The following is a 19,237-nucleotide window of genomic DNA, read 5'->3' as shown; positions in this document are numbered from 1 at the left end:
TCTTTTTCGATCCCTCATCTCATCGTCCCTTCCTCCGAACGCGCCCTCTTTCCGGTGCGCGGGAAACTGGTACTCACCTATGATCCTTACCGGACTTGTCATCGGCGCGCTGCTGGGCATCGTCATGCAGCGCGGCCGCTTCTGCGTCACCGGCATGCTGCGGGACATCTTCCTGCAGAAGTCGTGGCGGACCTTCGCCGCGCTGCTCGTGGTGATCTCCGTGCACGCTATTGGTCTCACCGCCCTGACCTCCGCCGGCGTCATCTCCCCCAACTACCCCTCCTTCGCGCCCCTCGCGGTGATCGTGGGCGGATTCATGTTCGGCATCGGCATCATCCTGGCCGGCGGGTGCGCCTCCGGCACGTGGTATCGCTCCGGCGAGGGCCTCGTGGGCTCGTGGATCGCGCTGGCCATGTACGCGCTGTCCGCGTCCGCCATGAAGACCGGCGTGCTCAAGGGCTTCAACTCCGGCATGAAGCAGTGGGACACCGGGCTCACCACCATCCCCAGTGCCCTGAGCGTCTCCCCGTGGCTGTTCGTGATCGTCCTGGCAGCGGTCACCGGTGTGATGGTGCGCCACTTCCTCAACCGCGAGAAGAACACCGTGAAGCCCGCACGGCTGAACGGCCGTCCCGCATGGAAGAAGCCCCTGCACGTCTACACTGCCGGCGCGCTCGTGGGTCTGCTCGGCGTCATCGCGTGGCCGCTGTCCGCCGCGACCGGCCGCAACGACGGTCTGGGCATCACCACCCCCACCGCCAACCTGCTGAACTTCCTGGTCACCGGAGCGGACGGGAAGCTGGACTGGGGTGTGATGCTCGTGCTCGGCATCTTGGTGGGCTCGTTCATCGCCGCCAAGTCCACGGGTGAGTTCCGCGTGCGCGTGCCGGACGCCACCACCACGGTGCGCTCCATCGCGGGCGGCCTGCTCATGGGTGTGGGCGCGGCCCTGGCCGGTGGCTGCACAGTGGGCAACGGCATGGTCCAGACCAGCCTGTTCACGTTCCAGGGTTGGATCGCGCTGCTGTTCATCGCCCTGGGCGTGGCCGTGGCCACCAGGATCTGGCTCAAGCCCACCGTTACGCAGCCCGCCACCGGCGAAGACGGCACCTACTCCACTGCTCAGAGCCTGGACCACACGGTGGGCGCCACCGCACCGGACGACAACTCGATCGACGCCGCTCCCACCGCGGGGGCTCCCCGCACCTCGGGTGCGAACGTGTTCTCGGGCTTCGCCGCGGCACCCGCCGCGCTCATGGTCAAGGACCCGGCAGGTGCACCGTCGAAGAAGCTCACAGGCCTGGGGGACGGCTACTATGCCCTGGACTCGCTCGGTGCCGTGTGCCCGTTCCCGTTGATCGAGGCCAAGGATGTCATGCAGACCCTTCAGGCCGGTGAGCACCTGGTGATCGACTTCGACTGCACCCAGGCCACCGAGGCCATTCCGCAGTGGGCGGCCACGGACGGCCACGAGGTCACCGACTTCGTGGAGAAGGGCGACGCCAGCTGGCAGATCACCCTCAAGAAGGGCTGACCCACTCAGAGCCCCCGCTCACGACACCGCCGCGCCACCTCTGCGTTCCATGGACCCCGCACGCCGGGGGCCGAGGCAGGGAGGGCGCGGCGGCGTCGTCGTACCACCGGAACAGTGCGGAGCGTGGGCCCACCGGGGGGCGAGCGCTCCGGAGGTGCCGTGGTGTGCGCGCCGTGACTCAGGCGCGAGAGTCCTTCCGGGCGCGGTGGCGCATGTCCCGCAGGGCCACGGCCAGGGCGACGAGCACCACGAGCACCACAACGCCCAGTCCCGCCGCGATGCCCACGGACCAGCCCTGGCCGGCGATTACTCCGTACGCCACCGCGGTGATCATGGCGATGCCCACGGCGGTGCCCACGCGCTGACCGGTCTGCATCACGCCACCGGCGCTGCCCGCGTACTCGAGTGGCACCTCCGCGAGCGTGAGTGTCTGGTTGGGGCTCACCACGGCGCCCTGGCCGAAACCCACGAAGCCCAGGGTGAGCACGAGCCACCACTCGCTGATGTGCCAAGAGTCGTGCAGCAGGATCACCGCCATGCTCAGCAGCAGGCCCACGACCACGCTGAGCATGCCGAGCACCACGATCTTGCGGCCCATCCGGTTCACGCGGCTGCCGGCCAGGTTGGAGGCCACCGCGCTCGCCAAGGCATTGAGCAGGCCCACGCAACCGGCGGCCAGTGCGGTGTGGCCGAGCCCCTTCTGCATGTAGAGGGTGACAAGCACCCACACGCTCGTGATGCCCAGGAAATACAGCGAGATCAGCAGGGTGCCGTTGAGGAAACTGCTGACCCTGAAGATGTCCAGGTCCACCATGGGCTGGTGCCCAGAGGCCTTGAAGTGCTTCTCCCACGCGATCCACAGGGCCAGGAACATGGCGGCGACCGCGAGCAGGGCCCACACCCACGGGCTCGTGCCGGGGGAGCCGGTCTCGATGAACGGGAGCAGGGTGGCGAGCAGCGCGATGCCCAGGAGCACCGAACCCGTGGGGTCCATCTCCCGCAGGGCGTGGCGGATGGTGGTGCCCTCGGGCCTGCGCAGCAGCGGGCGGGGGAACCAGAGGAACGCGAGCACGAGCGCGACGACGCCCACGGGGACGTTCACCATGAACAGCCACCGCCAGCCCTCGGCCGCGCCGCCCGTCTGGATCAGCAGACCTCCCAGGACCGGGCCGATGGCCACGGAGACACCCACTGCGCTGCCCAGCATTCCGAACGCCTTCCCGCGCTCTGCGCCCTTGAAGTACTGCTGGATCATGGCCACGCCCTGCGGGTTGAGCAGCCCAGAGCCCACACCCTGCACGAAGCGGGCCACGATCAGCATGGTGGGATCCGGTGCCAGGCCCGCGGCGATCGAGGACAGCGTGAAGATGGCCACCCCGAGCATCCACAGGAACCCACGCCCGAACACGTCCCCGGCGCGGCCGCCCGCCACCAGGACCACACCGAAGGTCAGCGCGTAGCCGGAGAGGATCCACTGCAGCTGGGACTCGGAGGCGCCCAGTCCCTCCTGGATGGAGGGCAGCCCCACGTTGATGATGCTCACGGCCACCAGGGACATGAAGATGGCCACGAGCAGCACGGCCAGGATCCGCCACCGCCGCGGATCCGTGCCGTGGGCGTAGCCCCGGTGGGTCTGCGGATCCGGGCGCGGGCTGAGGATGGGCAGCTCGCCGGTTCCCGTGGCCGGGGAGCGTTCGTGCCAGGTCTCGCCGGGGTCCGGATCACGGTGGGGGTCAGAGGTCATGAACGCATTATGGGCCCGGTCTCAGACGCGCTGGGCGATGTTTCCCTGCGGCGGATCGTGCCGGACGCATGCACCCCGGTGCTGTCCCAGTGCCGTCCCGGGGGCGGTTTTGGTGCGCGGGACAGGGGGGCGTCATCCTGGAGGCATGACAGTTGAACTGGTGATCCTGGGCCTGGTGGTCGTGACCGCACTGGCTTTCGACTTCACCAACGGATTCCACGACACCGGCAACGCCATGGCAACATCCATCGCCACCGGTGCGCTCTCACCCAGGACGGCGGTTGCACTGTCCGCGGTGCTGAACCTGGTGGGGGCGTTCCTCTCCGTGGAGGTGGCCACCACGGTGACCAAGGACGTCCTGCTCATCCAGACCTCGGACGGCGGACTGGTTCACGGCCTGGACCCCACTCTCGCGCTGGTGCTGATCTTCTCCGGACTCATCGGCGGCATCCTCTGGAACCTGGCCACCTGGCTGTTCGGTCTGCCTTCCAGCTCGTCGCACGCGCTGTTCGGCGGGCTGATCGGCGCCGGCCTGGCCTCGCTCGGCATCGCCGGGGTCAACTGGTCCGGTGTGGTCCAGAAAATCCTCGTCCCCGCCGCCCTCGCCCCGTTCATCGCTGGGTGCGTGGCCGCGGTGGGAACGGCGCTCGTCTACCTCATCAGCCGCGCCGCCTCGAACCGCCACAAGGACCGCGGCTTCCGTTGGGGGCAGGTGGGAACAGCGTCGATGGTGTCTCTCGCGCACGGCACGGGTGACGCGCAGAAGACCATGGGCGTGATTGCCCTCGCGCTGATCGCCCACGGGAACCTGAGCGTCCAGGGAATCGAGGACAACGGGCTGCCGCCGTGGATCATCGTCACGTGCGCCGTGGCCATCGCGCTCGGCACCTACCTGGGCGGCTGGCGCGTGATCCGCACCCTGGGCAAGGGACTCGTGGAGATCGAACCGCCGCAGGGCATGGCCGCGGAGGCTTCCTCGGCCGCGATCATCCTCACCTCCAGCCACTTCGGCATGGCGCTGTCGACGACGCACGTGGCCACCGGATCCATCCTCGGTTCGGGCGTCGGCAAGCCCGGGGCACGGGTGCGCTGGGGCGTGGCCGGGCGCATGGTGGTGGGCTGGCTGCTCACCCTCCCCGCCGCGGCCGTGGTGGGTGCGGTGTGCTTCATCATCGCCCGGGCCGTGGGCGGGTTGCCGGGAGCCGTGGTGATCTTCCTGCTCTTGGCGGCGGCGTCCGCGGTGATCTTCCTGCGCTCCCGGCACCAGAAGGTGGACCGGCACAACGTCAATGCCGAGTGGGACGAGAACACCCACTCCGTGGCCCCCGGTGACCCGGACCGGGCCGACACCCAGGAGGTGGCTCGCTCATGATCGCCCAGATGGCGAAATCTGCCCTCGCCGTGTTGCTGGCCGGGCTCTGCTTCGGCGCCGGACTGCCCGCGCTGTTCACGGTGGGCATCGCCCTGTGGAGCCGCGCCACCCTGCCGCCGGGCCCGGACGGCACGGCGCGCAGGAACGCCGTGGCGCTCGCGGGCGCCGTGCTGTGCTTTGCCATCGTGCTCGCCGCCGTGGTGATCGGGGTCCTGTGGATCACCCGGAAGAGCTTGGACCACTACCTAGGGATCTCGGTGTTCGGATGATGACCTTCGACGCGGCGCTGGAGCACCTCCGAGCCGCCTATCCCCAGGGTGTCCCCGAGGACGCGCGCCCCGTTCTGGCGGAGCTACTCGTGCGCACGGTGGGCTCCCGCCGCGCGGAGCGCCTCCTGGAGGCCCTCGAGCTCCCCAGCCAGGACACGCTCGTGGCCGCCTCCGCGTCCGCGAAGCAGCTCGCCGACGTCGCCGCCACCCTCGCGCGCGCCGGCTGGCCCCTCGCCGGGCCGGGTCCGGATGCCCCCGTCCGGCAGCCGGGCTACGTGGCCCGCGCCATGAACTGGCTGCGCGCGGACTACCCCCACGGCGTGCCCGCGCAGGACTACCTCCCGGTCCTGGCGGTGCTGCGCCCGCAGCTCAACGACGAGGACATGGCCGCGATCGCCGAGCAGCTCGCAATGGACGCCCGCACTGAGGGCACCTCCCTCTCCGAGGCGGACGCCCGCGCTGCGATCCACCGGGCCACGGAGGACGAGCCCAAGCCGGAGGAGATGGAGCGCATCCGCGCGATGCTCGCCGCGCACGGCTGGCCGCTGGAGGAGCCGCAGGATCCGGCCGCGGATCCGGGGCAGACCGAGGAGACCCGCTCGTAACCACCTACCAGGACGCGCCCGCTGAGAAGGCCGGGTGTGTGGGCATCGTCTCGCGCGACGTCGCGCGCATGGGCTACGGCCTGGGGAGCCTGACGCGGGCGGCGTCGTCCGGGGCGGACCGGCACGCCGTGTTCTACGCGAGCAAGGTGGGTGCCCGGCCGCTCCCCGAAGGACCCGCGCCCATGACGGCCGCCCAGAAGCCCTCCGAGCTGCCCGATGCCGTCCACGAGAACCTGCGCTCGCTCGGCACCGACCACCTGGACGTGGTCTACCTGCGGCGCATGGCCATGCAGCCCGGGCTCGTGATCGAAGACCCCCGCGTGCGCGAGATCGCAGAGCAGCTGGGGGTGACCCCCAGCCAGGTGGGACTCGCGTGGGTCCTGGCGCGCTCGCCGCAGTCACTCGTCGTCTCGGGCACCGCCAGCCCGGACCACCTCCGCGAGAACGTGGAGGCGGCGGGTGTGCACCTTCCTGCCGAGGTGCTGCGGGAGCTCGACGCCGCGGCATGAGGCGCGCGGGAGTCTCCCGGCGGCGTCGTGCATCTGAGGCGGGAAATGACTGTCCGGTGGCATGGAAGCCGGGCACTTCCCGCCCCAGATGTCCTCGGGGCGGATCAGGAGCGGCGAACCGCGCGGATCAGCCCGGGTTCATCGCCCGTGGCGCACCCATGCCCGGATCCACCTGCGTGGGGCCGCTGGCGGAGGGGCGGATGTCCACGTCGAAGATCTCCGTGGGCAGATACACCGTGGCGCACGAGTTGGGGATGTCCACCACCCCGGAGAAGCGACCTTCGATGGGGGCGGCGCCCAGCAGCAGGTACGCCTGCTCCTTGGACCAGCCGAACTTGGCGAGGTAGTCGATCGCGTGCAGGATCGCGCGCTGGTAGGACAGGTGGGAGTCCAGGTAGCGCTGCTCGCCGTCGAGCGTGACAGACGTGCCGGAGAACGCGAGCCACTCCGAGTACACCGGACCGTTGCGCCCGGGCATGAAGATGGCGTTCTCGCTCACGCCGTAGGTGTCCATGCCGCCCTTGATCACGTCCACGTGGACGTCGATGAACCCGCCCATCTCGATGCCGCCGCAGAACGTGATCTCACCGTCCCCCTGGGAGAAGTGCAGGTCCCCCATGGAGAGGTTCGCCCCGGACACGTACACGGGGTAGAACACCCGCGATCCCTTGGTGAAGTTCTTGATGTCCTGGTTGCCGCCGTTCTCGCGCGGGGGAGCGGTGCGGGCGGCCTCGCCGGCCACGCGGTCGTAGTCCGCGCCGCTCAGCGAGCCGAGGATCGCCGAGTCTGGTTCCGGCGGCAGGGCGAGAGGGGGAACGCGCTGCGGATCGGTGGCGATCAGATCGCCCTCGCGCTTGTTCCACGTTTTCAGCAGCTCGGAAGACGGCGCGGTGCCCATGAGACCGGGGTGGACCATGCCCGTGAACTTCACGCCGGGGATGTGCCGGGACGTGCACTCGCCGCCGCGGAAGTCCCACACGGCCTTGTAGGCGTCCGGGAACTGGTCCACCAGGAAGCTGCCACCGTTCTTCTGCGCGAAGATCCCGGTGTAGCCCCAGCCCTGCCCGGCCAGCGGCCCCTCCTCCTGCGGAATGGGCCCCACGTCCAGGATGTCCACAATCAGCAGGTCACCGGGCTCCGCGCCCTCGATCCGGAACGGCCCGGACAGTGCATGCACCCGGTTCAGGGGTGCGTCCCGGATGTCATCCGCGGAGTCGTCGTTCTTGATGGCGCCGTCGAACCACTCGCGGCAGTCAATGCGGTAGCTCTCGCCACGTTTGAGCGTGGCCACGGGCGGGATGTCCGGGTGCCAGCGGTTGTGGCCGGTCAGCTTCTGCTCGGTGAAGGGCTTGGTGGAATCCAGCGGGAAAATAACTTCTGGCATGGTCCGTGACCTTTCTGGAGAGCCCCGCGGGCGGTTCCCGCGCGGCAGTGCGGGGAAGCTACGGCCGCGGCAGCTTCGCGTGCCGGGGGTCCCGGGTCACCGCCGGGGCCGCGCCGGGGGCGCCGGGCTGGCGGGGCAGGGATCGGACGACGTCTGGCGCGTCAGCCGTGCGGGCAGCGTCGTCAATCACGCGTGCCCGGGCAGAGTTCGCGCGAGACAGGCCCACGGCGGAGAACACGCGCCGTGCGTCCGCGCCGCACGCGGGACAGTCCTGGGAGCGCGGCACTTGGGCCATGGCGTGGTGGGCGTCGAACGGCCCGCAGGCCTCGCACCGGAACTCGTAGACGGGCATGGACGCTCCCTTCACGCGTGTGAACCACAATACAACCCGGTCTGAGGAGGGGACAGGCCCGGGCGCTGCCCTGCGGGCGGCCCGACGCACAGGGAGAGGTTCTGCCCCCGACAACGCGATATTCAGGGGCAGAACCTTCCCGCAAACGCGGCGTCCCTCACCCTACGTACCGGCCGCGCGCGGGGAGGCACGCGGGCGACGTCGTGCCCCGCCCCCGCGCGCTGGTCACGACGTCCGCGGAGATCTCGCCCGCGCGGTGGCGGCGCAGCAGTTCCGGGAACACGTCCGCGGCGTTGCCCACGTACCCCACGGACAGCGCCCGGCGCTCGTTCTTGGCCGCCATGACCTTGGCGAGGGCGGTGTCCAGGTCCGTCTCCACCTCGGCCAGGTAGCGCTTGGACTGGCGGCGCTTGAGGCGCGTCTCGTCCACGTCCACGACGAGGCACGCGCCGCCGGTTGAGTGTCACGGCCAGCGGCTGGGCGCCGCCCATGCCGCCGCAGCCGCCGGTGATGGTCAGGGCGCCGGCCAGGGTGGGCTCGGGGATGCGACCCTCCTCGTGCCTCTTGCGGGCGACGGCGTAGAACGTCTCGTAGGTGCCCTGCAGGATGCCCTGCGTGGCGATGTAGATCCAGGACCCGGCCGTCATCTGGCCGTACATCATGAGGCCCTCGTCCTCGAGCTTGCGGAACTCGGGCCACGTGGCCCAGTCGCCCACCAGGTTGGAGTTGGCGATCAGCACGCGCGGGGCCCACTTGTGGGTGCGGAACACGCCCACGGGCTTGCCGGACTGCACCAGAAGGGTCTCGTCCTCCTCGAGCTCCTTGAGGGTCTTGACGATGGCGTCGAACGCCTCCCAGCTGCGAGCCGCGCGGCCGGTTCCGCCGTAGACCACCAGGTCGTCGGGGCGCTCGGCGACCTCCGGGTCCAGGTTGTTCATGAGCATGCGCATGGGGGGCTTCGGTCTGCCAGCTCTTGGCGCTGATCTCGGTGCCGCGGGGTGCGCGGACGGGGCGGGCGTTGGGCAGTGCCATGAGGGGTCCTCCAGGTGCGATTCGGTCCTGGGCGTGTGAGGCCGCGGACGGACAATGAGCCCATGGGACCACGGTCGGTGACGGGAGCCACGGGTTCTGGAGGGGGTTGTGTCTGGGATGCCAGACAGGGGCGACGGGCGTGAACACGTCAGGTGAGAGGCCCGGCTCTCGGCAAGATCCCATACCGGAGTCACTGCCACGTGAGCCCCATGCGTGCGCCGCTGCGCAGGCCATGGGTTCCCACACGGGCATCGAAGCGGTGGTTCGCGAGACGATGGGCACGGAGGTAGCGCGGAGCCACCGAGATGCCGTCACACTGATGCACCGAACCAGGAGGATGCCATGACCACGTACTCGGATGATGATCTTCACGAGCGTCGGGAGTCCATGACGGACATCCTGCCTGGTATCCGTGACCCGCGGGCCGCCTCGAAGCGCGAGCGCCGCGAGACGTTGACGCGCCATCGTGAACTGGAGCGCGACCCGGTGCAGGGCACGTTCGACCTGGCGCACCTGCACGAGACTCACCGGAGGCTCTACCAGGACGTCTGGGAGTGGGCGGGGCAGATCAGGACCGTGGTCCTCGACGTTCCTGCATCCTTCCCGCATCGGGACCGCGTTTAACGGCATCCACGAGACGCTCCGGGAGTCTGGGCTGCTCAACGACCCGAGCATCTCGGACGAGGACTTCATTGAGCAGTCCTCCACCCTGCTGGCGCAGGTCAACTATGTGCACCCGTTCCGTGAGGGCAACGACCGAACGCAGCGGGCCTACCTGGACCAGATCGCCGCACTGTCAGGACGCACCCTGTCGTGGCGGAACATCGGGCGCATCGAGAACGAGCGGGCCTCCATCCGTGCGTCCAGCGAGGGACCGGGGAGCCGTTCAGGCCGCTCATCGAGGAGGTCCTGAAGCCGCCTCTCGACGAAATGTCCCTGCTGGACGAGGCACTGTGCCGGGCAAGCAACCCCGACGGCCGGTGACACGGAACCGATTCGTGCTGTTGCCCTCCTGCAGCCAGAGACCGGAGGTGACGCCGGCGTACTTGCCGTCCGGCAGCCGGGCAGTGCCGATCATGATTCCGTCTGCGGCGTACACGGCCAACGAGGTCGATGGTCCTGGCTTGCGGGGTGCCGTCTGCGCGGGCCAGGCCTGACGTGCCGTGATGCCGTCGCGGCGCTGCCGGTCTACTCGCTGGGGCCCCTATCTTTTTGGCTGAGATAGTAAGTAGCCTGTTGACGGGCGTCGAGGCGTGCAGCGGTCATTTTCGCGCGTTGCTCCAGGACTGATGTCACGACCTCTCTTGTCGCCCGAACGCGCACCACATATTGGCAAAGGGGTCTCCCCATGTTCTTCCACCAGCAAGCTCTGCAGTATCAAGCCAAGCCGAATGAACCCGACGCCGTCTACGCCCGTAAGCTTCAGGAGGTGATCGGCGGCCAATACGGCGAGATCACCGTGGCCATGCAGTACAGCTTCCAGGCCTGGAACGCCCACATCCCGGGCAAATATCGCGATCTGCTCTTCAGCACGGCGGCCGAGGAGTTCGGGCACGTTGAAATGCTCGCCACCATGGTCGCCCAGCTGCTGGAAAAAGCTCCCTTGGGCATTACGACCGACGCCATCCAGGACGACCCGGCCGTCGCTGCGGTGATCGGCGGCACCGACATCCAGCAGGGCATCGTCGCCGGAGCCGGTGCCCGGCCGGTGGACAGCATGGGCAACCCGTGGTCCGCCTCGTACGTGACCGCCAGTGGCAACCTGCTTGCAGACATGACCTCCAACCTCAACGCGGAGATGCAGGGCCGGATCCAGGTGGCCCGGCTGTACCACATGACCGACGACCCGGGGATCCGGGACCTGCTCTCGTTCCTGCTCGCCCGGGACACGATGCACCAGAACCAATGGGCGGCGGCCGTGCAGGAGCTGAAGGAGTCGGGACTCGAGGAGATGCCGACGCCGAGCAATTTCCCGCAGAACAAGGAAGCCTCCGAGTTCGCTTACACCACCTTCCAGTTCTCCGACGGCGAGAACCTGGCGGACGGCCCGTGGGCCTCCGGCCCGACGCCGGACGGCAAGTCCGAGTTCAGCTACAGCCCGCAGCCGAACCCCGGTGTGCCGATGCCCCCGGTCACGCACCCCGACGCCCGCTTCTACGGCACCACAGAGTTGCCGAACACGGTCGAGAAGATGGCCGGTTCCGTCCAGGACAAGCTCAACCGCGAATAACGGCGGGGCGGTGTGGTGTGGGGCAGGCACCCGGTCTCTGATCGAGTGCCTGCCCCACGGGCACGCCGCGGGCACTTTTCTGCACCGGAAAGCATTGTCGGCATTCACCAGTCGTGGTCGTGTTGCCGCAGGTGGAGCCGGACATCATGCGGTCGGATGGCTCGGATTGTGAACGGGTCGTCGATACCTCGGTCAGCCAACCGAACCTGCACACCAGGACGCCGCAGTGACCGCGTCGGTCGACACCTCCGCGAAAGGCGTCAGGCCCCGCGCCAACGGAGTTCTTTTCCCACTCTTGCCGGGCAACGAGCGGTTTCGCCGCGGCTCCCACGGGCGCAATGAAACCGTCAACGACGGAAGATCCGGCGCCGGGGTGCGGAACCCCCAGTTCAGCATCTTTGGCCGCTGTAGGCGCGGTATTGCGCGATCCGTGCCTGCTGGCTTTCCTCACCCGCGCTCTGCGGAATGACCCGCCGGTGCGGCCCGTCGACCGGGCCGATCGTCGAAGATCGAGCGGGCAACTAGGTGCTGGTCGGCGCCGCCCCGTGCAACCGCTGCGTCAGCGCCTCCGCCGTCCGTCGCACGTGCCCCACCAGCTCCGCCCGCCGCTCGTCGTCGATCTTGTGCGCGAGAAACGTGAGCGCCACCCCCGCCACCGGCAACCCCCGGTGGTCGTGCGCCGCCACCGCCACGGACGCGAAGTTCGGCGTCACATCCCCCTCCTCCACGGCCCAGCCGCGCTCCCGGGTGCGGGAGAGTTCCGCCCGCAGCTGCGTCGCAAAGCTCCTGGACACCGGCAACCCCGTGGTGGTCCTGGGTGGCGGGCACGACACTGCGTGGGGCAGCTACCTGGGCCGCACCCGCTGCAACCGGCTACGGGGTCAGCGCGTGGGCGTGCTGAACCTGGACGCCCACTTCGACCTGCGCCAGGCGGACGAGCCGTCCTCCGGCACCCCGTTCTTGCAGATGGCCCGCGCGGACCAGCAGGCGGGCCGCACGTTCGACTACACCGTGCTGGGCATCAGCGAACCCAACAACACCGGCGTCCTGTTCCGCATCGCGGACGAGCTGGGCGTGGAGTACCTCACGGACGAGCAGTGCCAACCCCGCCACCTCGAGGCCGTCCCGGAGGTCGTGGACCGTCTCGTTGAGCGCGTGGACGCCATCCACCTGAGTATCGACCTGGACGTCCTCCCCGCCGCCGGGGCGCCCGGCGTGAGCGCCCCGGCCGGATACGGTGTTCCCCTGGAGACCATCCAGGCCGTGTGTCACCGCGTGGCCCGCAGCGGCAAACTGGTGCTCGTGGAGGTGGTGGAGCTGCTGCCGCGGATGGACGTGGACGGCCGCACCGCCCGCGCCGCCGCGCGCCTCATCACCACCCTGGCCCACGACGCACTGAGCGCCCCACCGACCGGCCCCGCCGGGAACACCACAGGAGAGCGCCATGAGTAGTCCCGCATCCCCGCCGCCCGCACCGCAGCAGGGCGGGGCGGGCCACCCCACGCTGTCGCGCGGGCTGAGCATGCGCCACATCCAGTTCATCGCGCTGGGCTCGGCGATCGGCACCGGGCTGTTCTACGGCTCGGCCACCGCCATCCAGGCGGCCGGACCCTCCGTGATCCTGGCGTACCTGATCGCCGGAGCGGTGGTCTACATGGTCATGCGGGCCCTGGGTGAGATGGCCGTGCGCCACCCCGTCCCTGGTTCTTTCGGCCAGTACGCGGCGCGCTACCTGGGCCCGTTCGCGGGCTTCGTCACGGGCTGGACGTTCGCGTTCGAGATGATCGTGGTGGCCATCGCGGACGTCACCGCGTTCGGCGTGTACATGGGCTTCTGGTTCCCGGACACGCCCCGCTGGATCTGGGTCACGGCCGTCATCCTGTGCATTGCCGCGATCAACACCCGCAACGTGAAGATCTTCGGCGAGATGGAGTTCTGGCTGACCATCATCAAGGTGGGTGCCATCCTGGCGATGATCGGCGGCGGCATCGTGCTCATGGCCCTCGGCGTCTCCTACGCCCCGGGCGAGCCCGTGGGGCTGCAGAACCTGGTGGACCACGGAGGCTTCATGCCCAACGGCCTGGGTGGTCTGCTGGCCGCGCTGTCCGTGGTGGTCTTCGCGTTCGGCGGCATCGAGACCATCGGCATCACCGCGGGTGAGGCCGGCGATCCGGCCCGCTCCACCCCCAAGGCCGTCAACGCCGTGCCCGCCCGCATCCTGCTGTTCTACGTGGGCACCATGGTGGTGCTGATGTCCCTGGTCCCGTGGACCGAGATCACCGGCGAGGCCAGCCCGTTCGTGCAGATCTTCTCCGCCCTGGGTATTCCCGCGGCGGCATCCATCCTCAACGTGGTGATCCCCGAGGACGTGTTCCTGGTGATCGCCTCGATCGCCACGTTCGCCACCGTGTGGGTGTGGCTCATGATCCTGCTCTCGCACATCGCCATGCGCCGCGAGATCGAGCGCAAGAACCGCCCCGAGTCCGCGTTCGAGGTCCCGTTCTGGCCCGTGGCCTCGTGGGCCTCGACCGTCGGCATCCTGTTCGTGATCGTGCTGCTCGGCTGGTTCCCGGACACCCGAGTGGCACTGATCGTGGGCGTCGTGTGGCTCGTGCTCCTGGGTGTGGGCTACCTGCTGTTCGTCAAGGGCGGCGGCCGCAACCGCCCCGACCTGGACGACCACACCGCGCTGATCACTCTGCCCCGCAGCTGATCCCCGCCTGCTGAGAGCCCCGGCCCGTCCGCGAGCCGGGGCTCTCCCGTGCCCGGACGACGACGCCGCACGGCCGGGTCCGCGCGCCCCGTCACGCGCCGCGCCGGGTCACGGGTTCGTCCTCGCGGGGCCGTGCAGCCTGCTGAACGGGGCGCGGCCGCCGTCCGCTCCAGCGCCTGCCCGCGGCGCGCTGGCGCCGCTCCGTGCTCCCTGAGCAGGCCACCCGGGGCACGGCGGCGTCGCGCCCCGGCGGGCTACCGGGCGGACTCCGGGGAGGCGGGGGCAGCGGCATCGTGCGCGGGAGGAAGTGCACTGTCCACGCCCGCGGCCACGAGGGCGACGATCTCCCGCATTCGCTCGAGCACCAGGCGCAGCTCGGCGCGGCCCTGGCGGGCGCGGTTGAGCTCCGCGAGCCCGCTGGTCACGATCATCCGTGCGCCCACGTCCAGAGGCGTAGTGCCGGCGTGCGCGGCGGAGCGGCAGCCCGCGAGCATCCGCGCGATGTGGTTCTCGAGCTTCTCCACCAGCACCAGCACCTCGCGGCGGTGGGGGAGGTCCTCGCCGAAGAGAATCTCCCGCGCGATCCACACGGTGGTCTCCGGCCAGTGCACGGCCATGTCGAAGACCGGGGCGAGTGAGTCCATGATGGCGTCCACCACCGCAGCGGGGGAGCGGTGGCCGGGGTCGGGGGTGGCGTCCAGGGTGTCGTTGATGTGGTCCGCCCAGATGTTCTCGGTGACCATCATCAGCAGCTCCGCCTTGGTGGCGGCGTACTGGAACACGGTGCCCGCCGCCACGTCCGCGCGGGAGGCGACCTCGCTCATGGACATCTGCGCGTAGCCCTTCTCGCTCATGAGCGAGCGGGCGGCGGCCAGGATGCGGGCGCGTTTCTGCGCCTTGGCGATCTCGCGGCGCCCGGGGCCGCGCGGGCTCACGCGGGCGGCCACGTGTTCCAGGGGGCGTGCTCTGCGGCGGGCGTCGGGTTCTGAATTTTCTCCACCAGATAATTGTATTGCACTCAAAATTGAGTATGCTCAATTATTAACGCAGGGAGCGCCAAGGTGACGCCCCCGCGGAAGGAGGAACGACATGCAGTTCACAGCAGGCAACTACGAGGCCTTCATGCGGCCCCGCCCGGCGGAGCACGCACAGGACACCCGCGCGTGGATCGTGGGATCCGGTCTCGCCGGACTCGCGGCGGCAGTGTTCTTGGTCCGGGACGCCGGCGTGCCCGGCGAGAACGTGACTGTGGTGGAGAAGGGCCGGCTGCCCGGCGGTGCCCTGGATGGGTTGGACGTCCCCGAGAAGGGGTTCGTGATCCGTGGCGGCCGTGAGCTCGAGAACCACATGGAGTGCCTGTGGGACATGATGCGCTCCGTGCCGTCCCTGGAGATCGAGGGCGCGTCCGTGCTGGACGAGTTCGCGTGGCTCAACCGGGACGACCCCAACTACTCCCTGCGCCGCGCCACCGTGAAGCAGGGCCAGGACGCGGGCCACGAGGGCAAGTTCGACCTCCCGCAGCGCGCCCAGAAGGACCTCCTGCACATCTTCCTGGCCACGCGTGAGGAGATGGAGGGCAAGCAGATCCAGGAAGTCATGAGCAAGGAGTTTTTGGCTTCCCCGTTCTGGATGTACTGGCGCACCATGTTCGCGTTCGAGGAGTGGCACTCCGCGCTGGAGTTCAAGCTCTACCTTCACCGCTTCGTGCACCACATCGGTGGGCTGCCGGACTTCTCCGCGCTGAAGTTCACCAAGTACAACCAGTACGAGTCCTTCGTGCTGCCCCTGATCTCCTACCTCACCGAGCGCGGTGTCACCTTCCAGTACGACACCGATGTCCGCGACATCGACTTCGCCCACCGCAACGGCGAGATCCGTGCCACCGCGATCCACTGGGTGCGCGAGGGCTCCACCGAGACCCAGGAACTGGGTGAGCACGACCTCGTGTTCACCACCATCGGATCCCTCGTGGACAACTCGAACGACGGCGACCACGCCACGGCCGCCACGCTAGACCGCGGCCCCGCCTCGGCCTGGGACCTGTGGAAGCGGATCGCCGCCAAGGACCCGTCGTTCGGGCGCCCCGAGGTGTTCTGCTCATCGATCGACGAGACCAAGTGGGAGTCCGCCACCGTCACCACCTTGGACGAGCGGATCCCCGAGTACATCCGCAAGATCGCGCAGCGGGACCCGTTCAGCGGCCGGGTGGTCACGGGCGGGATCGTCACGGCGGAGGACTCCTCATGGCTGCTCAGCTGGACCGTGAACCGCCAGCCGCACTTCAAGAAGCAGCCGAAGGACCAGGTCGTGGTGTGGGTCTACTCGCTGTTCGTGGACACTCCCGGTGACTTCGTGAAGAAGACCATGGCCGAGTGCACGGGCGAGGAGATCACCCAGGAGTGGCTCTACCACATGGGCGTTCCCGTGGAGGAGATCCCGGAGCTCGCGGCCACCGGTGCCAAGACGGTTCCCGTGATGATGCCGTACGTGACCAGCTTCTTCATGCCCCGCCAGGCGGGGGACCGCCCCCGGGTGGTGCCCGAGGGTGCCCGCAACTTCGCGTTCATCGGCCAGTTCGCCGAGACCGGCCGCGACTGCATCTTCACCACCGAGTACTCGGTGCGCACCGGCATGGAGGCCGTGTACCAACTCATGGGCGTGGAGCGCGGAGTTCCCGAGACGTGGGGCAGCACCTACGACGTGCGGGTGCTGCTCGAGGGCCTCACCCGGCTGCGGGACGGCGAGAAGGTCCGGGTCCCCGGGCCGGAACCGCTGCGCAAGCGGCTGCGTCGTCGTCTGGAGAACGGCGAGGTGGGAGAGCTTCTCGAGGAGTACGGCGTGCTGTGATCCTCAGCGCGGGCTGAGCGACCCTGCACGGGTGCACCCGGAAGCCGTCACAGTACGTGGCACAGATTCTGGGCCAGCATGTGCAGGGTCTTTCTGTCCCTGGGGGACATGTCCAGCTCGTCCAGCAGCTCGCGCTGCATCCCCGCGGCCGGTTCCTGCAGGGCACGCCCGGCGTCCGTGAGAGAGATGACCACCGAGCGTTCGTCCTGCTCGCTGCGGCGGCGGGTCACGAAGCCCGCCGCCTCCATGCGGCGCAGCAGCGGAGAGAGGGTGCCGCTGTCCAGGGCGAGGGTCTCGCCCAGCTGGCGGACCGAGCGGTGGTCCTGCTCCCATAGCACGAGCATCACCAGGTACTGCGGGTAGGTCAGCCCGATGGCCTTGAGAGGTTCACGGTACGCGCTGGTCACCTTGCGCGAGGCGGTGTACAGCGCGAAGCACAGCTGCGTGTCCAGGCGGAACTCGGGATCCATGCCCACCATGGTACGGGAGGCGCCCCCACGGCGGGGTTGTGGAACAACGAGGGCACGTCGCGTATAGCTATGCCCACGCTCACAGGGTGTTCGCATCCTTCCGCTCTGCCCTTCCCCCAACAGCACGGAGACCCCGGTGCCGGAGCATGACCACGACCGTACGTCCACACCGGCCGGAGGATCCTCGGTGCCCGCAGCCACCGCCGCGCTGGCTGCTCCGGTCTTCTGGTCTTCTGGTGGCACCGATGATGGCGGTCATGCTCACCGGTCAGCGGATCATGCTGATCATCACCCAGTGGCTGGTCATCCCGGTGCTCGTCTTCGCGTTCAACCACTCGCCGGCCATCTCCCAGTTCTCCGTGGCCATGAAGCACGAGTACGGCTCCCGTGCGAGCGGGCCTCCGCGGCGGCGTTCATCTTCATCACGGGTTGGATCGCGGCCGTGGCCACCCCGAGCATCCTGTCGCTGATCGAGTCCCTGGCCGGGCCCGTGATCGTCGTGATCCTCTACCTCATGCCCATGTACGCCATCCGCAGGCTCCCCGGGCTGGAGCCGTACCGCGGGAAGATCTCCAACGTGTTCGTCACCGTGGCCGGCATCGTGGCCGTGAGCGGGATCGTCTACGGGCTGCTGCCCTGAGTCCCCGCCCCGGCAGGCTCCCACGCCCGGGCGGCGACGCCTGACCCGTGGACGACGCCGCTCCACACGGCCCCGCGCCCCGGCGCACGGGTGCCGGGGAACCGGCGGTGCGGCGGCGTCGTCCGCGGCGGGACCTGCGGGATCACTCGTTCGACGGAATTACTGGCCCGGGACGCCGCCGGGACCGCCCGCGCCGCCCGGTGCTGCGGCGGCCGTGGGCTCGGTGCTCGTGTCGATGGGGACGTCGATCGTCACCGTGTACCCCTTGGCCACGCTGCCCGAGACCTTCGGCATCTGCATGTCCACCCCGTCCGAGAAGACGTTGTCCGTCTCCAGGGTGACCTGGGACATGTTCGTGGCGGAGTCCGGGTAGCGGGAGTCCTTGTAGACCGCGGTGGCCATTGCCTGCGGGATGGCGATCTGCGAGGTCAGCACCGCGTTGGTGGCGTCCGTGATCGAGCCGATGTCTGGGAAGACCTCGAAGTGGATGTGCGGCCAGCGGCCCGCGTAGCAGCCCGGGACGATCGACGTGAAGGTGACCTTGCCGTCGTCGCCCACCACCTGGACGCCGCGCAGGTACGTCTCGTCCTCCACGCCCTCCGAGTACATGGAGTAGTTGCCGTCCGGGTCGCAGTGCCACACGTACACGGCCGCGCCCGTCATGGGACCGTTGTCCTTGACCATGTCCACGATGTTCATCGTCAGGGTCATGGCTACGCCGTCCACCGCGGCGCCGCCGTCGATGCTCGCGGTGATGTTGCTGCGCTCCACCCCGGAGACGTCCAGCGCGTCCGCACCGTTGGAGCCGTCACCGGGGTAGGGCCCAGCGGTCTCCTGCGGCATCTCCTCGTCGTAGGTCTTGGAGGGCGATGGCGTGGCGCTCGCGGTCTCGGACGCCGATGCCGTCGCGGAGGCGGAACTGGACGAGCTCGACGTCGTGGTGCCCGTGCACGCCGCCAGTGCGAAGACGCTCGCGCCGGCCCCGAAGATGCCGAGCGCGCGGCGGCGGTCGATCAGCGTTCCGAGGTCGAAAGCGAGGCCCTGGTCCTCTACGTCCTCGTGGGGGCGGTCCAGGACCCGTCCCTCGAACGTGCCAGCTGCGGTTGCGGGGAGGGCCCCGGAGGCGTCGTGACCCTCATCGCGGGGGTGGCCGGTGTCAGGGCCGCCGGTGTCGCGGTGCCCGGTGTCGCGGTGCCCGGGGTGGTGGCGGCCCGCGTGGTCGCGGTCGGTGTTCTGCGACTGCATAACGCAGGTCTCGGAGGTGGCCGGGTAGGTGCGGATGCCGCGGCGTCGACGGATCGGGTTCATTACATGCTCCTTCGGAAGGCGTTCAGTGGCGCGTCGAACCCCCGACGCTACGGAGCCGGGCTGGATCCGCGGTCCGACCGGCCTGTGCTGCGCGTGGGGTGTGCCTGTGCCGGGGCTGTCGATTGACGGGGAGCAGGCTCCGGGCCCCGCGCAGTGCTGGACGGCCGGGGAGGCCGTGCGTGACGTCGTCCGCACAACCGGTGCGGACCGCGTGCCGTGGAACCGGCG

At 69.3% G+C, this 19,237-nt stretch carries 19 protein-coding genes and 1 pseudogene; 12 read left to right on the top strand and 8 right to left on the bottom strand.

The genetic code is table 11. The features are described 5' to 3' along the window. The first annotated feature begins 79 nt into the window (after window positions 1–79). A complete protein-coding gene (locus tag RF637_RS08660) occupies window positions 80–1,534 on the top strand; it encodes a YeeE/YedE thiosulfate transporter family protein (RefSeq protein WP_368844615.1) in 1,455 nt (484 codons plus the stop codon). A 178-nt stretch (window positions 1,535–1,712) separates the two neighbouring features. On the opposite strand, the gene RF637_RS08655 is transcribed toward RF637_RS08660, so the two are convergent. Next, complete coding sequence (locus RF637_RS08655; RefSeq protein ID WP_368844614.1) at window positions 1,713–3,278, bottom strand: MFS transporter; 1,566 nt, start codon at window positions 3,276–3,278, stop codon at window positions 1,713–1,715. A 145-nt stretch (window positions 3,279–3,423) separates the two neighbouring features. Here RF637_RS08655 and RF637_RS08650 point away from each other — a divergent pair, with 145 nt between their 5' ends. From RF637_RS08650 to RF637_RS08635, 4 genes are read left to right on the top strand one after another with little or no spacing between them, the layout of a single operon-like run. After that, window positions 3,424–4,650 (top strand): anion permease, encoded by a 1,227-nt coding sequence (locus RF637_RS08650; RefSeq protein WP_368844613.1) that lies wholly within the window; start codon window positions 3,424–3,426, stop codon window positions 4,648–4,650. Further along, the gene (locus RF637_RS08645) at window positions 4,647–4,919 is read left to right on the top strand and encodes a hypothetical protein (RefSeq protein ID WP_064845450.1); all 273 of its coding nucleotides are present in this window, start codon (window positions 4,647–4,649) and stop codon (window positions 4,917–4,919) included. The genes RF637_RS08650 and RF637_RS08645 overlap by 4 nt, the downstream gene beginning before the upstream one ends. Next, entirely contained in the window at window positions 4,916–5,524 is a 609-nt protein-coding gene (locus RF637_RS08640; protein ID WP_368844612.1) for a DUF3349 domain-containing protein, read from the top strand. The genes RF637_RS08645 and RF637_RS08640 overlap by 4 nt, the downstream gene beginning before the upstream one ends. 38 nt (window positions 5,525–5,562) lie before the next feature. Continuing rightward, window positions 5,563–6,033, top strand: a complete 471-nt coding sequence (locus tag RF637_RS08635) for an aldo/keto reductase (RefSeq protein WP_368844611.1) — start codon at window positions 5,563–5,565, stop codon at window positions 6,031–6,033. A 127-nt stretch (window positions 6,034–6,160) separates the two neighbouring features. Here the strand turns inward: RF637_RS08635 and fmdA are convergent, their stop codons facing one another. From fmdA to RF637_RS08620, 3 genes and pseudogenes are all read right to left on the bottom strand, one after another. After that, window positions 6,161–7,417, bottom strand: coding sequence for a formamidase (gene fmdA, locus RF637_RS08630; RefSeq protein WP_368844610.1), 1,257 nt, complete (start codon window positions 7,415–7,417; stop codon window positions 6,161–6,163). Window positions 7,418–7,475: 58 nt separating this feature from the next. Then, the gene (locus RF637_RS08625; RefSeq protein WP_064845445.1) at window positions 7,476–7,769 is read right to left on the bottom strand and encodes an FmdB family zinc ribbon protein; all 294 of its coding nucleotides are present in this window, start codon (window positions 7,767–7,769) and stop codon (window positions 7,476–7,478) included. Window positions 7,770–7,992: 223 nt separating this feature from the next. Continuing rightward, window positions 7,993–8,801 (bottom strand): annotated as a pseudogene (locus RF637_RS08620) (urocanate hydratase); the annotation flags it as partial. A gap of 342 nt (window positions 8,802–9,143) precedes the next feature. Between RF637_RS08620 and RF637_RS08615 the strand changes: the two are divergent. The 3 genes from RF637_RS08615 (at window position 9,144) to RF637_RS08605 (ending at window position 11,031) form a co-directional block, all read left to right on the top strand. Then, the gene (locus RF637_RS08615) at window positions 9,144–9,425 is read left to right on the top strand and encodes a hypothetical protein (protein WP_368844625.1); all 282 of its coding nucleotides are present in this window, start codon (window positions 9,144–9,146) and stop codon (window positions 9,423–9,425) included. Beyond that, entirely contained in the window at window positions 9,394–9,714 is a 321-nt protein-coding gene (locus tag RF637_RS08610) for a Fic family protein (RefSeq protein WP_368844624.1), read from the top strand. The genes RF637_RS08615 and RF637_RS08610 overlap by 32 nt, the downstream gene beginning before the upstream one ends. A gap of 435 nt (window positions 9,715–10,149) precedes the next feature. Next, complete coding sequence (locus tag RF637_RS08605) at window positions 10,150–11,031, top strand: manganese catalase family protein (RefSeq protein WP_085106889.1); 882 nt, start codon at window positions 10,150–10,152, stop codon at window positions 11,029–11,031. Window positions 11,032–11,552: 521 nt separating this feature from the next. On the opposite strand, the gene RF637_RS08600 is transcribed toward RF637_RS08605, so the two are convergent. Then, window positions 11,553–11,759 (bottom strand): hypothetical protein, encoded by a 207-nt coding sequence (locus tag RF637_RS08600; protein WP_368844609.1) that lies wholly within the window; start codon window positions 11,757–11,759, stop codon window positions 11,553–11,555. Between RF637_RS08600 and RF637_RS08595 the strand changes: the two genes are divergently transcribed. Continuing rightward, the gene (locus tag RF637_RS08595) at window positions 11,668–12,483 is read left to right on the top strand and encodes an arginase family protein (protein ID WP_368844608.1); all 816 of its coding nucleotides are present in this window, start codon (window positions 11,668–11,670) and stop codon (window positions 12,481–12,483) included. The genes RF637_RS08600 and RF637_RS08595 overlap by 92 nt on opposite strands. Beyond that, a complete protein-coding gene (locus RF637_RS08590; RefSeq protein WP_144997659.1) occupies window positions 12,476–13,744 on the top strand; it encodes an amino acid permease in 1,269 nt (422 codons plus the stop codon). Before RF637_RS08595 ends, RF637_RS08590 begins: the two co-directional genes overlap by 8 nt. 254 nt (window positions 13,745–13,998) lie before the next feature. Here RF637_RS08590 and RF637_RS08585 read toward each other — a convergent pair whose 3' ends face one another. After that, window positions 13,999–14,691, bottom strand: coding sequence for a TetR/AcrR family transcriptional regulator (locus RF637_RS08585; protein ID WP_368844607.1), 693 nt, complete (start codon window positions 14,689–14,691; stop codon window positions 13,999–14,001). 142 nt (window positions 14,692–14,833) lie between these two features. Here RF637_RS08585 and RF637_RS08580 point away from each other — a divergent pair, with 142 nt between their 5' ends. Beyond that, window positions 14,834–16,591 (top strand): oleate hydratase, encoded by a 1,758-nt coding sequence (locus RF637_RS08580; RefSeq protein ID WP_368844606.1) that lies wholly within the window; start codon window positions 14,834–14,836, stop codon window positions 16,589–16,591. A 47-nt stretch (window positions 16,592–16,638) separates the two neighbouring features. On the opposite strand, the gene RF637_RS08575 is transcribed toward RF637_RS08580, so the two are convergent. Further along, the gene (locus RF637_RS08575) at window positions 16,639–17,070 is read right to left on the bottom strand and encodes a MarR family winged helix-turn-helix transcriptional regulator (protein WP_368844605.1); all 432 of its coding nucleotides are present in this window, start codon (window positions 17,068–17,070) and stop codon (window positions 16,639–16,641) included. Between the two features lie 433 nt (window positions 17,071–17,503). Between RF637_RS08575 and RF637_RS08570 the strand changes: the two genes are divergently transcribed. Next, window positions 17,504–17,701 (top strand): hypothetical protein, encoded by a 198-nt coding sequence (locus RF637_RS08570; protein WP_368844604.1) that lies wholly within the window; start codon window positions 17,504–17,506, stop codon window positions 17,699–17,701. Between the two features lie 159 nt (window positions 17,702–17,860). Here RF637_RS08570 and RF637_RS08565 read toward each other — a convergent pair whose 3' ends face one another. Then, window positions 17,861–19,009 carry a 3,4-dioxygenase subunit beta gene (locus RF637_RS08565; protein WP_368844603.1) on the bottom strand — a complete coding sequence of 383 codons (1,149 nt, stop codon included), beginning with the start codon at window positions 19,007–19,009 and terminating at the stop codon, window positions 17,861–17,863. Window positions 19,010–19,237 lie beyond the last annotated feature (228 nt).

The sequence above is a fragment of the Kocuria sp. CPCC 204721 genome, from assembly GCF_040980945.1.
Classification (GTDB): Bacteria; Actinomycetota; Actinomycetes; order Actinomycetales; family Micrococcaceae; genus Kocuria; species Kocuria marina.
This window is presented reverse-complemented; position numbering and strand designations above follow the sequence as displayed.